Genomic DNA, 14,488 nt, shown 5'->3' on the forward strand with positions numbered 1-14,488 from the left:
TCAGCCGGGCCTGCCCGGCCCTTTTGCGTTTCGCTCGCGCGGAATGCCACCCCGCTCAGGAGCACCGCATCATGGCCAAGGCCGTCACCGTCAAGATCAAGCTCGTCTCCACCGCCGACACGGGCTACTTCTACGTCACCAAGAAGAACTCCCGGACGCAGACCGAGAAGCTCACGATGCGCAAGTACGACCCGGTCGCGCGCAAGCACGTCGACTTCAAGGAAAGCAAGATCAAGTAAGCGCGCATCCCGCGCTGCAGGCCAGGCCGCCCCTCCGGGCGGCCTTTTTTGTGTCGATACCCTCGGGCGGCCTCGGGAGCGCGACGGGGGAGTGGCCCTGCCCGCAGGGGCGCAACGGCTACGCCCGCAGGCCCGGCGCCTCCGCCGACATGGTCTGGGCGAGGTGGCGGGCGACCGAGACGAGGGCGGTGACCATCGGCGTCGAGGGCTCCCGCCGGGGCGCCACGAGCCCGATCGAGTGCACCACGTCCGGGGCGGTGATCGGAATGGCCCGCAGCCCCGCGATGGCCCCCAGGGCATCGACCAGCACCTCCGGCATGATCGAGGCCCAGCGCAGGGTGCGCACGTGGCTCACGAGCACGATCATCGAGTTCGATTCGAGGGTCGCCGCGGGCTCGGCGCCGGCGGCACGGATCTGCTGGTCGATGATGCGCCGGTTCTGCATGTTGGGGGTGAGCAGGCAGAGCGGGACGCGGCCGGTCTCGGCCCAGGTCACCGAGTCGCGCCCGTCATAGGGGCCGCCCACCGCCGTCACGAAGCGGTAGCGCTCCTGGTAGAGCGGCACCGTGACGACGCGGCCGAGGGGCTCGTTGTCGAGGTAGGTGATGCCGGCATCCGCTTCGAGGTTCTCGATGAGGGAGAAGATGTCGGTGGAGGTCGCCGAGGCGATCGTCATGCGCACGTCCGGGTGGCGCTCCCGGTAGGGCGTCGTCAGCCGGGCGACCATCGGCAGGGCGGTGGGGATGGCGGCGATGCGCAGGTGGCCGGTGAGCCCCCGGCGCAGGCCGGTGACCTCCTCGTGCATCGCCCGGGCGTCGGCGACGATCCGCCGGGCCCAGGCCAGCACCCGCTCGCCCTCCGGCGTGAAGCCCTGGAAGCGCGAGCCGCGCAGCACGAGCTGCACGCCGAACCGGTTCTCCAGCTGCTTCACCCCCGCCGAGAGGGTCTGCTGCGTGACCCCGCAGGCTTCGGCGGCGTGGCCGAAATGCTGCTCGCGGGCGAGTGCGAGCAGGAAGTCGAGCTTGTCGATCACGGGGCGCATCCCGGCCGGTCGGATCCGGCTGAGTTAAGCGCCCGGCGCCGCCTGCACAATCCAGCCGTCCGATGCGTCACCGGAACAGGATCAGCGCCTTCGACAGGGTGATGCCGATGCCCCACAGGATCGGGATGCCGACCACGGCCCAGGCGAGCAGCGCCCCGGCGCTGAACCCGCCGCGGCCGATGCCGAACGAGCCCGAGGGCAGCTGCCGCGCCCCAGGCTTGGCACCGAGGGCGGCCACCTCCTCCTCCGGCATGAACCACCGCCGGGCGAGGGGGCGGATCAGCAGGTTGCAGACGAAGCCGACGGCCAGGAACCCGGCCAGGACGTACATCGTCCGGCCGTAGAGGTCGGCCCCCTGCACGCCCGAGGCCGCCTGGACCTCGCGGATCTTCGTCACCACGAACGGCCCGACGATGCCCGCCGTCGACCACGCGGTGAGCAGCCGCCCGTGGATGGCGCCCACGAACTGCGTGCCGAAGATGTCAGCGAGGTAGGCCGGGATGGTGGCGAAGCCGCCGCCATACATCGAGAGGATGACGCAGAAGATCGCCACGAACAGGGCCTGCGAGCCCGCCGTCGCCGCGCCCGGCGCGGCGGCATAGAGCAGGCCGCCCAGCAGGAAGAAGGTGGCGTAGGTGGCCTTGCGGCCGATCCGGTCCGACAGGGACGCCCAGAAGAACCGCCCCAGGATGTTGAACAGGGACAGGAGCCCGACGAAGCCCGCGGCGATGGCCGCGACCTGCGCCTTCTGTCCGCCGTCGAGGGCGCCGAGGCCGGTGCCGGGCTGACCGATCAGCGCGCCGCCGAAGATCTCCTGCAGCATCGGCGAGGCCAGGGCCAGCACGCCGATGCCGGCCGACACGTTGAGGCAGAGGACGAGCCAGATCATCCAGAACTGGAACGTCTTGTGCGCGTCCCGCAGGTGGACGTGCCCCGCGGCGATCATCGCGTTCGAGGAAGCGGGGGGCGTCCAGCCCTCCGGCCGCCAGCCGGCGGGGGGAACCCGGTAGCCCAGCGCCCCCGCGATCATGAACAGCAGGTAGCCCACGCCCATCACCGCCAGGGTCTGCCAGACGCCGGCCGTGTCCGCCGTGCGGAACGACTTGATCAGCATGTCGGCGAGCGGCGAGCCGATCATCGCCCCGCCGCCGAAGCCCATGATCGCCATGCCGGTGGCCATGCCGCGCCGGTCCGGGAACCACTTGATGAGGGTCGAGACCGGGGAGATGTAGCCGAGCCCCAGGCCGATGCCGCCGATCAGGCCCATGCCGAGCCAGACCAGCCAGAGCTGGTGGACGTAGACGCCGAGGGCCCCGATGAGGAAGCCGCCGCCCCAGCACAGGGCCGCAACCAGCCCGGCCTTGCGCGGCCCCGCCCGTTCCAGCCAGCCGCCGAACAGGGCCGCCGAGAGCCCCAGCATGACGATGCCGATGGAGAAGACGGTGACGAGGTCGCCCACGCGCCAGTCACAGGTGGTGGTGAACAGGGCGGTCATTACGCCCATGTCGGCGCAGGCGGCCGGGGCGGCCTTGCCGACCGAGAGGGCGCGGGTCAGCGGCAGCCAGAAGACCGACAGGCCGTAGGCCATGCCGATGCACAGATGAATCGCGAGGGCTGCAGGTGGAACGAGCCAACGGTTGAAACCAACAGTTGCAACAATACGCTCCCGTGACAGGAAGCCGTGTGCAACACCGGGCGCGACAGCGCCCGCAAGCCCTGAATTCATCCCACGACCTCCCGATTCGGCCTCGTTGAGCGGGCCTGTATACGGAATGCACTTATCCGGTCGAAGAAGGACTCGCTAGGGATCGGGCCGGCGCCTGTGGGAATTCCCTGGAACAGCGCCGCGATCTGTCAGGGATGGGCCCTGGTGAGGGTGATGCGGGCGCTATCCCCTTCCCGAACCTCTTCCGGATGTCTGGCCTGAAAGGGCGGGCGGGATGGATCACCTGTCGTGATCCAACTCCGTCCTTGCGAGGGCCGCGAAGACGGGGGGAGACGCGGACGTCTCTGTCGAACGTCGAGCCCGCGGGGTGGGGTGGAACCACCCCGCGGGAGACCGCTCAGCCGGCGTCGCTGGCGCCTTCGCCGAGCTTCTGCGGGTCGCGCGTCGCGGAGCGGATCGGGCTCTCCGCCTGCGGCTCGTCGATCTGCATCGCCCGGCGGACGAGGACGTCGGCCTTGTCGCCGAAGGCCGGCAGGGCGGCCTCCAGCTTGGAGACCATCCGGGGCGTCCAGAACGCCTCGATGTGCTTGTGGATGCCGGCCACCGCCTCCTCGTCCGGGTAGGACCGGAAGAAGGAGGCGATCTGGTTGGCCATGCGGAGGAGCTTGTCCTCCTGGGTCGCGGCGGACATCGCGCTTACTCCGCCGCTTCCTGGGCGATCCGCGTCAGGGAGAAGTCCTCCTCGTAGAACTTCGCCTGCCAGTCGGACGGCCGGTTGGTGCGCCGGACCTGCACCGCCGTCACCTTGTATTCGGGGCAGTTGGTCGCCCAATCCGAATAGTCGGTGGTGATGACGTTGGCGCCGGTCTTGGCGTGGTGGAAGGTGGTGTAGACCACCCCGGGCTGCATCCGCTCGGAAACCTTCGCCTTCAGGGCGATGTCGCCGGAGCGGCTCTCCAGGGAGACCAGATCGCCGTCCACGACGCCGCGCAGTTCCGCGTCGAACGGGTGGATCTCCAGCACGTCCTCCTCGTGCCAGCGCGAGTTCTCGGTGCGCCGGGTCTGCGCGCCGACATTGTACTGGGACAGGATCCGGCCCGTGGTGAGGATGAGCGGGAACTTCGCCCCCGTCCGCTCCTCGGTGGGCACGAACTCGGTGATCATGAACCGGCCCTTGCCGCGGACGAACCGGTCGACGTGCATCATCGGGGTGCCGAGCGGCGCCTTCTCGTTGCACGGCCACTGGATCGAACCGAGCTCGTCGAGCTTGGCGTAGGACACGCCGGTGAAGCTCGGCGTCAGGCCGGCGATCTCGTCCATGATCTCCGACGGGTGGCTGTAGTTCATCTCGTAGCCGAGAGCCTTGGCCAGGAGGACGGTGCCCTCCCAGTCGCCGTAGCCGGCCATCGGCGGCATCACCTTGCGCACGCGGCTGATGCGCCGCTCCGCATTGGTGAAGGTGCCGTCCTTCTCGAGGAACGAGGCGCCCGGCAGGAAGACGTGGGCGTACTTCGCCGTCTCGTTCAGGAAGATGTCCTGGATGACGATGCACTCCATCGCCATCAGGCCGGCGGTGACGTGGTGCGTGTCGGGGTCGGACTGGGCGATGTCCTCGCCCTGGATGTACATGCCCTTGAACGTGCCCTCGACGGCCTCGTCCAGCATGTTGGTGATGCGCAGGCCCGGCGCGCCGTCGAGCTTGGCGCCCCAGAGGGCCTCGAAGCTCTCGCGGGTGGCGTCGTCCGAGACGTGGCGGTAGCCGGTGAACTCGTGCGGGAACGAGCCCATGTCGCAGGAGCCCTGCACGTTGTTCTGGCCCCGGAGCGGGTTCACGCCCGCGCCGAGCTTGCCGATGTTGCCGGTGGCCATGGCGATGTTGGCCATGCCCATCACCATGGTCGAGCCCTGGCTGTGCTCGGTGACGCCGAGGCCGTAGTAGATCGCCGCCGCGCCGCCCTTGGCGTAGAGGCGGGCCGCCCCGCGCACGGCCTCCGGATCGAGCCCGGTGAACTGCTGCTGGCTCTCGGGCGAGTGCCGCTCATCGGCGATGAACCGCGCCCAGGACTCGAACTCCGGCAGGTCGCATCGCTCGCGGACATACGCCTCGTCGATCAGCCCCTCGGTGACGATGACGTGCGCCAGGGAGTTGATGAACGCGACGTTCGAACCGGGCTTCAGCGGCAGGTGGAAATCCGCCTGGATGTGGGGCGACTTCACGAGGTCGATCTTGCGCGGGTCCGCGACGATCAGCTTCGCGCCCTGGCGCAGCCGCTTCTTCATCCGCGAGCCGAAGACCGGGTGGCCGTCGGTCGGGTTGGCGCCGATCACCAGGATCACGTCCGACTGCTCGACGGACTTGAAGTCCTGCGTGCCGGCCGAGGTGCCCAGCGTCGACATCAGGCCGTAGCCGGTGGGCGAGTGGCAGACGCGGGCGCAGGTGTCGACGTTGTTGTTGCCGAAGGCGGCGCGGACCAGCTTCTGGACGAGGTACGCCTCCTCGTTGGTGCAGCGGGACGAGGTGATGCCGCCGACCGAATCCTTGCCGTAGGTCGCCTGGATGCGCTTGAACTCGCTGGCGGCCCGGCCGATCGCCTCCTCCCAGGAGACCTCGCGCCACGGATCCGTGATCTTCTCGCGGATCATCGGCTTGGTGATGCGGTCCTTGTGGGTGGCGTAGCCGTAGGCGAAGCGGCCCTTCACGCAGCTGTGGCCCTCGTTGGCCTTTCCGCCTTTGTAGGGGACCATGCGCACCACGCGGGTGCCCTGCATCTCCGCCTTGAACGAGCAGCCGACGCCGCAATAGGCGCAGGTGGTGACCTCCGCGTGCTCGGGCTGGCCGTGCTCGTGGATCGACTTCTCCTGAAGGGTCGCGGTCGGGCAGGCCTGCACGCAGGCGCCGCACGAGACGCACTCCGATTCCATGAAGTTGGTCGGCCCGGCGGCGACGCGGCTGTCGAAGCCCCGGCCGGCGATGGTCAGCGCGAAGGTGCCCTGCACCTCCTCACAGGCCCGCACGCAGCGGTTGCAGACGATGCACTTCGACGGATCGTAGGTGAAGTACGGGTTCGACTCGTCCTTCGGGAGGTACTTCTCGGCGGTCGGCACGACGTGGTTGTCGCCCTCGTAGCCGTAGCGCACGTCGCGCAGGCCCACGACGCCGGCCATGTCCTGCAACTCGCAGTCACCGTTGGCGGCGCAGGTCAGGCAGGTCAGGGGGTGGTCGGAGATGTACAGCTCCATCACGCCCTTGCGGAGCTTGGCGAGCTTGTCGGTCTGCGTGCGCACGACCATGCCGTTCTCGGCCGGCGTGGTGCAGGAGGCCGGGGTGCCGCGCCGGCCCTCGATCTCCACGAGGCAGAGGCGGCAGGAGCCGAACGGCTCCAGGCTGTCGGTGGCGCAGAGCTTGGGGATCTGCGTCCCGGCGGTCATCGAGGCCGCCATGACGGAGGTGCCGGCCGGGACCGTGACCTCCATGCCGTCGATCGTCAGGGTGACGGTCTGCTCGGCGACACGGATGGGGGTGCCGTAGTCGATCTCTTTGATGAGGGCCATGAGAGCCTCTTCACTCGGCCGCGACCGGGAGATCCCCGGCGCGCCTGAAATCTTCGGGGAAGTGGGTGATGGCGCTCATCACGGGCATCGGCGTGAGACCGCCCATGGCGCAGAGCGAGCCGTCGGTCATGACCTCGCAGAGGTCCTCGACCAGCTTGAGATTCGCCTCGGGACGGATGCCGGCGATCACCTTGTCCATGGTCTCGACGCCGCGGGTGGCGCCGACGCGGCACGGGGTGCACTTGCCGCAGGACTCGGTGGCGCAGAACTCGAAGGCGAAGCGAGCCTGCCGGGCCATGTCCACGGTGTCGTCGAACACCACGATGCCGCCGTGGCCGACGAGGCCCTTGGCGGCCGCCATCGCCTCGTAATCGAGGGGCGTGTCGAGCAGGTGATCGGGGAAGTAGGCCCCGAGCGGCCCGCCGACCTGCACCGCGCGGACCGGACGGCCCGAGCGGGTGCCGCCGCCGTAGCCCTCGATCACCTCGCGCAGCGTGATGCCGAAGGCCAGCTCGATCAGGCCGCCATGCTTGATGTTGCCGGCGAGCTGGATCGGCAGCGTGCCCAGCGACCGGCCCATGCCGTAATCGGCGTAGGCCTTGGCGCCGTTCTCCAGGATCCACGGCACGGCCGTGAAGGTCATCACGTTGTTGACCAGCGTCGGCTGCCCCAGGAACCCCTTCAGCGCCGGGATCGGCGGCTTCGCCCGGACGATGCCGCGCTTGCCCTCCAGGCTCTCCAGCAGGGAGGTCTCCTCGCCGCAGATGTAGGCGCCGGCCCCGAGGCGGACCTCCAGATGGAAGGTCTTGCCCGAGCCCAGGATGTTCTCGCCCAGCACCCCGGCCGCCACGCCGTTGGCGATGGCCTCCTTCAGGGTCGCGAAGGCCTGCGGATACTCGGAGCGCAGGTAGATGTAGCCGCGGGTCGCCCCGGTGGCGAGGGCGGCGATGGTCATGCCCTCGATGAGGTTGAAGGGGTCGCCCTCCATCATCATCCGGTCGGCGAAGGTGCCGGAATCGCCCTCGTCGGCGTTGCAGACCACGTATTTCTGCTCGGCCCGGGCGAGCATCACCGTGTTCCACTTGATGCCGGCCGGGAAGCCGGCGCCGCCCCGGCCGCGCAGGCCCGACTCGCGCACCTGCGTGACGATGCCCTCGGCATCGAGCTTCAGCGCGGCATCGAGGCCGCGGTAGCCGCCATGCGCCCGGTAATCCTCGACGGAGACCGGATCGACCACGCCGCAGCGGTGGAAGGTCAGGCGCTGCTGCCGGGCCAGGAAGGGGATCGCCTCGGGGTTGCCGAGACGCAGGGGATGCTCGCCGCCGGTCGCGAGGCCGGCATCGAGCAGGGCATCGACATCCTTCAGGGCCACCGGCCCGTAGGCGATGCGGCCCTCCGGCGTGCCGACCTCGACCATCGGCTCCAGCCAGGCGAGGCCCCGGGAGCCGGTGCGGACGATGGTGACGTCGAGGCCCCGGCGCTCGGCGGCGGCGAAGAGGGCGCGGGCGATCTTGTTGGCGCCGAGGCCGAGGGCCACGGCGTCGCGGGGGACGTATAGCGTGACGCTCACTAGCGCACCTCCGTCAGGGCGGCTTCCAGGGCGTCGGCGGTGAGGTGCGCGACGGGCTCGCCATCGACCAGGGCCGCCGGGCCGTTGGCGCAGAGGCCGAGGCAGTAGACCGGCTCCACGGTGGCGGATCCGTCGGCGGAGGTCCCGTGCCAGCCGCAGCCGAGGCGGGCGAGGATGTCCCGGTGAAGGGCATCGGAGCCCATCGCCTGACAGGCCTCGGCCCGGCAGAGCTTCACCTCGTGCCGACCGCCGGCAGGCTCCTTGCGGAAGTCGTGGTAGAAGCTGACGCAGCCGAAAACCTCGGCCCGCGACAGGTTCAGCGCATCGGCAATCAGCGGGATCGCGCCGGAATCCACGTAACCGAAGGTCTCCTGCAAGGCGTGCAGGATCGGCAGCGTGGCCCCTTCGAGGTGGGTGTGCTCGGCGATGATGCCCGATGCCCGCTCGGGGCTCCAGGGCTCGTGACGCAGCATGGTCTCCTGCCCAGTCTGTTTCTGTTCTAAGGTCGAACAGGAACAGAATTGCAGGTTGGCATCAATCGCTCAGTCCGGTCAGCTGACAAAGGACGTTTGTCGAACTGTCACCACGTGGGTGCTTCAGTCGCGCGCAATCGATTTCGGCGGGCTGCGGATGGGTCAGAAGAATTTGCCGCCGCCGCGCTGCGGTGACAAAAAATTCAACATCAGCGCCTAAGCTGGCCGCGCGGCGAACCGGCAGGAAAGTGCAAGGGGCTGGCGGCTTTCTGCCGCCCCCGATCGCCCTCACGGCGCGCGAGGACGGGGCGGACCGGTCAGAACTCCATGTCGAGTTCCTCGATCTCCTCCGGCTCCAGCGCGGCGGCCTCGGCCCACTCGACCATCAGCGGCCAGTGCAGGATCGTGTCGCGATAGGCGGCGGCGGCGGGCGGCAGCGTCACGTCGTAGGTGCGGAAGCGGGTGCAGACCGGCGCATACATGGCGTCGGCGAGGCAGGGCGTCTGCCCGAACAGGAACGGGCCTTCGTAGCGGTCGAGGCAGTCGTCGAAGATCGTGACGATGCGCTCGATATCGGCCCTGGCACCGTTGAACAGGCGGAAGCCCGGATGGAACGCCTTGAGGTTCATCGGCAGGGCGGAGCGCAGGTTCACGAAACCCGCATGCATCTCGCCCGCGATGGAGTGGCAATGGGCCCGCTCGGCCCGCCCCTGCGGCAACAGGGCGGCGTCGGGGAAGGTCTCGTGCAGGTACGAGGCGATGGCCAGCGCATCCCAGACGACGATGTCGCCGTGCCTCAGGCGCGGCACGAGGAAGGAGGGCGAGAGGTGCAGCAGTTCCGCCCGGCTCGTCGTGTCCTCGCCGGAAAGGACCTCGGTGGAAAAGTCGAGGCCGGCCATCCGGCAGATCAGCCAGCCCCGCAGGGACCAGGACGAGTAGTTGCGGCTGGAGATCGTCAGCGTCGCGGCGTTCATCGTCCCCTCCGGCGTCGAACCGATCCGCCGGGAGATCCAAGACTCGTGCCGAACGGTCCGGGGGCCGAATCAGGTCGACGACGGGAAGCCTACTCCCGCCGAAGCAGCGCGGCGACCTCCGCCTCCTCGGCCTGGGTCAGGCGCCGCTCGGGGCCGGCCGGCCGCCGCCGCGACAGGCGCCAGAGGCCGAAGCCGCCGAGCAGCACGGCGAGGGCCGGCGTCAGCCACAGGAGCAAGGTGTGGGCGGCGAAGACCGGGCGCAGCAGCACGAATTCGCCGTAGCGGGCAACGATGTAGTCCCGCACCGCCTGGTTGGTGTCACCCTGCTCCAGGCGGTCGCGCACCAGCAGGCGCAGATCCTTGGCCAGCGGTGCGTCGGAATCGTCGATGGACTGGTTCTGGCAGACGAGGCAGCGCAGCCCCTCGGAGATCTCCCGCGCCCGGTGCTCCAGGGCGGGGTCCTTCAGCACCTCGCCCGGTTGGACAGCGTGGGCGGGAGCGGTCGCCAAGATCGCGGTGAGCCCTAAGATAGCGACCCGCGCCATCGATCCCGCACGCAGGCCCCCTCCCCCCTCTGCGGGGGAGGGTGGCCCCTGCCTCGGCAGGGGTCGGGAGAGGGGAGCGCGGCTTCCGACAGGGGCGAGGCCGGCGTGCGCACCTGCGCCCTTGGCTGCACCGTCGCTCCCCTCTCCCCCCCTGCTCTGCAGGGTACCCTCCCCCGCAGAGGGGGGAGGGAGGATGGGGTGGGGCTCGGTGCTCATTCCGCCGGCACCGCGGCGCCGGGGAGCGCGCGCGCCTTCGCCTTGGCAGGGGCGCCGACGCGCATCCGACGGTCGGTGAGGGACAGGCCACCGCCCAGCGCCATCACCACCGCACCGAGCCAGATCAGCAGCACCAACGGCTTGTAGTAGAGCCGCAGGCCGATGGAGCCGTCCTTCCCGACCTCGCCGAGGCTGGCATAGACCTGGCTCGCGCCGATGGTCAGCAGGCCCGATTCCGTCACCGTCATCTGGCGGCTCGGGTAGAAGCGGCGGCCGGTCTCGACCTGGCCCACCTCGTCGCCCGCCCGGGTGCGGATGGTGAGGAAGGCGCCCGCCTCCTCGTAGTTCGGCCCCTTGCGCGGGGCGACCCGATCGAGGGTCGCCACATAAGGCCCGACGGCCAGGGTCTGGCCGGGGTTGACGCTCGCCAGCCCCTCGCTCGCCCAGCCCTGGGCGGCGATGCCGATCACCACCACGCCGACGCCGGCATGGGCGAGCGACGTGCCCCAGGCCGAGCGGGGCAGGCCGAAAGCCCGGCGGGCGATGACGGCGGGGGAGCGGGTCCGCCGGGCGCCGTAGCCCCGGGCGCGGGCCACGATCTCCATGGCCGAGCCGATCAGCAGGTAGGCGCCGAGGCCGACCCCGACCGGGGCCATCACCGGCCCGCCCGCCGTCATGGCCAGGGTGGCGAAACCCACCGCCAGGGCGACGCCGAGGGCGAAGAACAGGCGCTGGGAGGCGGCGAGCAGGTCGCCCCGCTTCCAGGCCAGCGACTGCCCGAACGGGACGATCAGCAGCAGCGGGATCGCCAGCGGCACGAAGGTGGAATTGAAGAAGGGCGGCCCGACCGTGATCTTCTCCCCCGTCAGCATCTCCAGCAGCAGCGGGTAGAGGGTGCCGACGAACACCGTCGCGCAGGCCGCGACGAGGAACAGGTTGTTGAGGACGAGGGAGCCCTCCCGCGAGATCGGCGCGAACAACCCGCCCTGGCGCAGCAGCGGCGCCCGCCACGCGAACAGGGCCAGCGACCCGCCGATGAACAGCACCAGGATCGCCAGGATGAACACGCCCCGGGTCGGATCGGTGGCGAAGGAGTGGACCGAGGTCAGCACGCCCGAGCGGACGATGAAGGTGCCCACCAGCGAGAGCGAGAAGGTGAGGATGGCGAGCAGCACCGTCCAGACCTTCAGGGCATCGCGCTTCTCCATCACCACCGTGGAGTGCAGCAGCGCGGTGCCGGCGATCCACGGCATCAGGGAGGCGTTCTCGACCGGGTCCCAGAACCACCAGCCGCCCCAGCCGAGCTCGTAATAGGCCCAGTACGAGCCCATCGCGATTCCCAGCGTCAGGAAGCACCACGCCGAGAGGGTCCAGGGGCGTACGGCCCGGGCCCAGACGGCGTCGATCCGCCCGTCGATCAGCGCCGCGGCGGCGAAGGCGAAGGAGATCGAGAAGCCGACATAGCCGAGGTAGAGGAGCGGCGGGTGGATCGCGAGGCCGGGATCCTGCAACAGCGGGTTGAGGTCCCTCCCCTCCAGCGGTGCCGGCACGGCGCGGGTGAAGGGGTTCGAGGTCGTGATGATGAACAGGACGAAGACGAAGGTGATCAGCCCCTGCACGCCCAGCGTGTTGGCGCGCAGGCGCGGCGGCACCGAGTTGCGCGCCCCGGCCACGCAGGCCCCGAACAGGGTGAGGATCAGCACCCACAGGAGCATCGAGCCCTCGTGGTTCCCCCACACGCCGGACAGCTTGTAGATCAGCGGCTTCTGGGTGTGCGAGTTCTCGACCACGTTCTGGACGGAGAAGTCCGAGGTGGCGTGCGCCCAGGTCAGGGCGGCGAAGGCGAACAGCACGCAGGCGAAGGCGCCCAGCGCCGCCTGCGAGGTCGTCTGCCGCAGCGCAGGGTCGCCCGAGCGCGCCGCCCAGATCGGCATCACCATCTGGACGAGGGACAGGGCGAGCGCCAGGGCGAGGGCGAAATGTCCGGTTTCGACGATCAATGCGGCCTCACCGTTCGCTGCGCGGGCCGAGGGTTCCGCCGGTCGCGGCGGAGGCGGCCGGGGCCGCTCCCTGCGCCCCGCCCTCCTGCCAGCGGCCCTGCTTCTTGAGGGCGTCGGCGACTTCCCGGGGCATGTAGGATTCGTCGTGCTTGGCCAGCACCGTGTCGGCGCGGAAGCGGTTGCCCGGCTCCAGCACGCCCTCGGCCACGACGCCCTGGCCCTCGCGGAACAGGTCCGGGAGGAGGCCCGTGTACTGGACGGCGATGGTGGCGCCGTGGTCCGTCACGGCGAAGTCGATCGTCTGGCCGGGGCCGCGCTTCAGCGAGCCGTCCTGAACGAGGCCGCCGAGCCGCAGCCGCGTGCCGGCGGGGATCGCCTGCGCCTCGATCTCGGAGGGGGATCGGAAGAAGACGATCGAGCCGCTCATGGCGGACAGGATCAGCCCCACGGCGAGCGCGAGGACGCTGCCGCAGGCGGCGATGAGGATCAGGCGGCGCTTCTTGCGCGTCACGACGTTTCGTTCCCTGAACTCCGGGTCCGGGCCGGATTCCGATAGTCCTCACCGGGTGTCGGTCGCGGCGGCCTCCCGGTCAAGGGTGGGACGGCCCCCCGCGGGCCAGGGGCGACCTTTGGCGTCAGGGGCGAGCTTTGGCGTCGAGAGACGGAAGGCCGAGCTCCCGGGCGAGGCCGTCGATCCGGGCGACCGCCTCGGCGTTGGGGGCGAGCGCCATGCGGGCGCGGTCGATGGCCTTCAGCGCCTGATCGCGGTCGCCGAGCACGCTGTAGGAGCGCACGAGGCGCATCCACTCGTCGGGGCTCCCGCCCTTGGCGGCGAGGCGGCGGTCCAGGGCCTCGACCATGCCGCGCACGGCGGCATCGCGCTCCGCGGGCGGCATCGCACGGACCGCGGCCATGGCGGCGTCGGTGTCGGCCCGGGCCTCGGGCGTGGGGGCCGGGGCGGCGGCAGCCTGCCCGAGCCCGAGCTCCCCGGCGCCCGCCTCGACCTGGGCGAGGCCCTGCGGGTCGGCGGCCAGGGCCGTGCGGGCCCGGGCCAGGGCCGCCACCGCCTGGTCGCGCTCGCCGAGCACCGTCCGCGAGCGGATGAGGCGCACCCATTCGTCCGGCGTGCCGCCCCCGCCCTTCAGCCGGGCGTCGAGCCCGTCGACCATGCCGCGGATGGCAGCCTGCTGCTCCGCCGGGATCGGGCGGGGCGCCTGGGCCGGCTCCTGGGCCGGCGCGGGCTCGCCCTTGAGGCGGGCGAGGGTCGCGCGCACGGCGCCGAGCCAGGGCGCGTCGGGGGCGCTGGTGGATTCGAGGGTGGCGAGCTGGCGGATCGCCTCGGCGGTGTCGCCCGCCTGCTCGGCGGCGCGGGCGACGTAGAAGCGCGCCTTGGCGGCCCTGGGATCCTTGGCCAGGGCCCGCTCGAACAGGTCCTTGGCCTGGGGGGAGACGGTGCCGTCTCCCGCGGCGGTGAGGGCCTCGCCCCAATCGGCCAGGGTCTCGGCGTTCTCGCCCTTCAGCCGGACGAGCTGGCCGTAGGCGCGGGCGGCCTCATCGAAGCGGCCCGTGCGCATGTAGACGGGGGCGAGCACCTGCCAGCCGCGGACGTCGTCGGGTTCGCGGGTGAGGCGGGCCTCGATCTGGCCCACCGCCTTGGCGAGCTCGTCGCCGCCGCCGCGGGCGGCCGTGCGGTCGGCCTCGGTCTGGGCGGGCAGTTCCGGCGAGCCGTAGAGGCCGTAGGCGATGAGGGCGACCAGGGGGATGGTCGAGAGGGCGAAGGCGGAGGCCGCCCGGCGGCGGCGCAGGCCGGGCTCGGCGAGCCTCGGCGCGTCCTCGGAGGTGTCGGCCTCCCGGCTCGCCCGGAGTAGGCGGCGGGCGGCCTCGGCCCGGGCGGCCTCGGCCTCCTGCGGCGCCATCAGGCCGCGCTCCACGTCCCGGCCGATCTCGCCGAGCTGATCCTCGTAGAACGCCGTCTCGGTGGCGACGACCGAATCCGCGCCGTCGACGCGGGCGTCGGCGATGCGGCGGGACATCGGCCAGAGCAGGCTGAAGACGGCCGCGGCAGTCATGCCCGCCAGGATGAACCAGATCGCCGTCATCAGATCCCGCGTGCGAACCGGATTGGTCCGGTCCTGATATGGAAGCGGCGCCGCCCCGACGTCATGCCTCGGACAGGCGGCACGGTGTCACCCAAGTCCGGCCCGGTGACAA

At 70.7% G+C, this 14,488-nt stretch carries 12 protein-coding genes; 1 reads left to right on the forward strand and 11 read right to left on the reverse strand.

Features of this window, described 5'->3' with window-relative positions; genetic code table 11:
• The first annotated feature begins 71 nt into the window (after nt 1-71).
• On the forward strand, nt 72-239 hold the full coding sequence (gene rpmG, locus MKK53_RS01465; RefSeq protein ID WP_238252163.1) for a 50S ribosomal protein L33: 168 nt from the start codon (nt 72-74) through the stop codon (nt 237-239).
• A gap of 118 nt (nt 240-357) precedes the next feature.
• On the opposite strand, the gene MKK53_RS01470 is transcribed toward rpmG, so the two are convergent.
• The 11 genes from MKK53_RS01470 to ccmI form a co-directional block, all read right to left on the reverse strand.
• Entirely contained in the window at nt 358-1,272 is a 915-nt protein-coding gene (locus tag MKK53_RS01470) for a LysR family transcriptional regulator (protein ID WP_243926171.1), read from the reverse strand.
• Between the two features lie 76 nt (nt 1,273-1,348).
• Nucleotides 1,349-3,007, reverse strand: coding sequence for an OFA family MFS transporter (locus MKK53_RS01475; protein ID WP_243926173.1), 1,659 nt, complete (start codon nt 3,005-3,007; stop codon nt 1,349-1,351).
• Nucleotides 3,008-3,344: 337 nt separating this feature from the next.
• A complete protein-coding gene (locus MKK53_RS01480) occupies nt 3,345-3,638 on the reverse strand; it encodes a formate dehydrogenase subunit delta (protein WP_243926175.1) in 294 nt (97 codons plus the stop codon).
• 5 nt (nt 3,639-3,643) lie between these two features.
• Nucleotides 3,644-6,499, reverse strand: coding sequence for a formate dehydrogenase subunit alpha (fdhF, locus tag MKK53_RS01485; protein ID WP_243926177.1), 2,856 nt, complete (start codon nt 6,497-6,499; stop codon nt 3,644-3,646).
• 10 nt (nt 6,500-6,509) lie between these two features.
• Entirely contained in the window at nt 6,510-8,069 is a 1,560-nt protein-coding gene (locus MKK53_RS01490; protein ID WP_243926180.1) for a formate dehydrogenase beta subunit, read from the reverse strand.
• Complete coding sequence (locus MKK53_RS01495) at nt 8,069-8,542, reverse strand: formate dehydrogenase subunit gamma (RefSeq protein WP_243926182.1); 474 nt, start codon at nt 8,540-8,542, stop codon at nt 8,069-8,071. Before MKK53_RS01495 ends, MKK53_RS01490 begins: the two co-directional genes overlap by 1 nt.
• A 317-nt stretch (nt 8,543-8,859) precedes the next feature.
• On the reverse strand, nt 8,860-9,516 hold the full coding sequence (locus MKK53_RS01500) for a glutathione S-transferase family protein (RefSeq protein ID WP_243926184.1): 657 nt from the start codon (nt 9,514-9,516) through the stop codon (nt 8,860-8,862).
• A gap of 89 nt (nt 9,517-9,605) precedes the next feature.
• Nucleotides 9,606-10,061, reverse strand: a complete 456-nt coding sequence (locus MKK53_RS01505; RefSeq protein ID WP_243926186.1) for a cytochrome c-type biogenesis protein — start codon at nt 10,059-10,061, stop codon at nt 9,606-9,608.
• Between the two features lie 212 nt (nt 10,062-10,273).
• The gene (locus MKK53_RS01510) at nt 10,274-12,277 is read right to left on the reverse strand and encodes a heme lyase CcmF/NrfE family subunit (RefSeq protein ID WP_243926188.1); all 2,004 of its coding nucleotides are present in this window, start codon (nt 12,275-12,277) and stop codon (nt 10,274-10,276) included.
• Between the two features lie 7 nt (nt 12,278-12,284).
• Nucleotides 12,285-12,788 carry a cytochrome c maturation protein CcmE gene (gene ccmE / locus MKK53_RS01515; protein WP_243926190.1) on the reverse strand — a complete coding sequence of 168 codons (504 nt, stop codon included), beginning with the start codon at nt 12,786-12,788 and terminating at the stop codon, nt 12,285-12,287.
• Nucleotides 12,789-12,912: 124 nt separating this feature from the next.
• Nucleotides 12,913-14,376 carry a c-type cytochrome biogenesis protein CcmI gene (gene ccmI / locus MKK53_RS01520; RefSeq protein ID WP_243926192.1) on the reverse strand — a complete coding sequence of 488 codons (1,464 nt, stop codon included), beginning with the start codon at nt 14,374-14,376 and terminating at the stop codon, nt 12,913-12,915.
• Nucleotides 14,377-14,488 lie beyond the last annotated feature (112 nt).

It is taken from the genome of Methylobacterium sp. J-076 (genome assembly GCF_022829405.1).
Classification (GTDB): Bacteria; Pseudomonadota; Alphaproteobacteria; order Rhizobiales; family Beijerinckiaceae; genus Methylobacterium.

Bases quoted from the DNA above. Each gene is read 5' to 3' on its own strand.
- rpmG (WP_238252163.1), top strand. From the start codon at position 72: ATGGCCAAGGCCGTCACCGTCAAGATCAAGCTCGTCTCCACCGCCGAC.
- MKK53_RS01475 (WP_243926173.1), bottom strand. From the start codon at position 3,007: ATGAATTCAGGGCTTGCGGGCGCTGTCGCGCCCGGTGTTGCACACGGC.
- MKK53_RS01480 (WP_243926175.1), bottom strand. From the start codon at position 3,638: ATGTCCGCCGCGACCCAGGAGGACAAGCTCCTCCGCATGGCCAACCAG.
- fdhF (WP_243926177.1), bottom strand. From the start codon at position 6,499: ATGGCCCTCATCAAAGAGATCGACTACGGCACCCCCATCCGTGTCGCC.
- MKK53_RS01495 (WP_243926182.1), bottom strand. From the start codon at position 8,542: ATGCTGCGTCACGAGCCCTGGAGCCCCGAGCGGGCATCGGGCATCATC.
- MKK53_RS01500 (WP_243926184.1), bottom strand. From the start codon at position 9,516: ATGAACGCCGCGACGCTGACGATCTCCAGCCGCAACTACTCGTCCTGG.
- MKK53_RS01505 (WP_243926186.1), bottom strand. From the start codon at position 10,061: ATGGCGCGGGTCGCTATCTTAGGGCTCACCGCGATCTTGGCGACCGCT.
- ccmI (WP_243926192.1), bottom strand. From the start codon at position 14,376: ATGACGGCGATCTGGTTCATCCTGGCGGGCATGACTGCCGCGGCCGTC.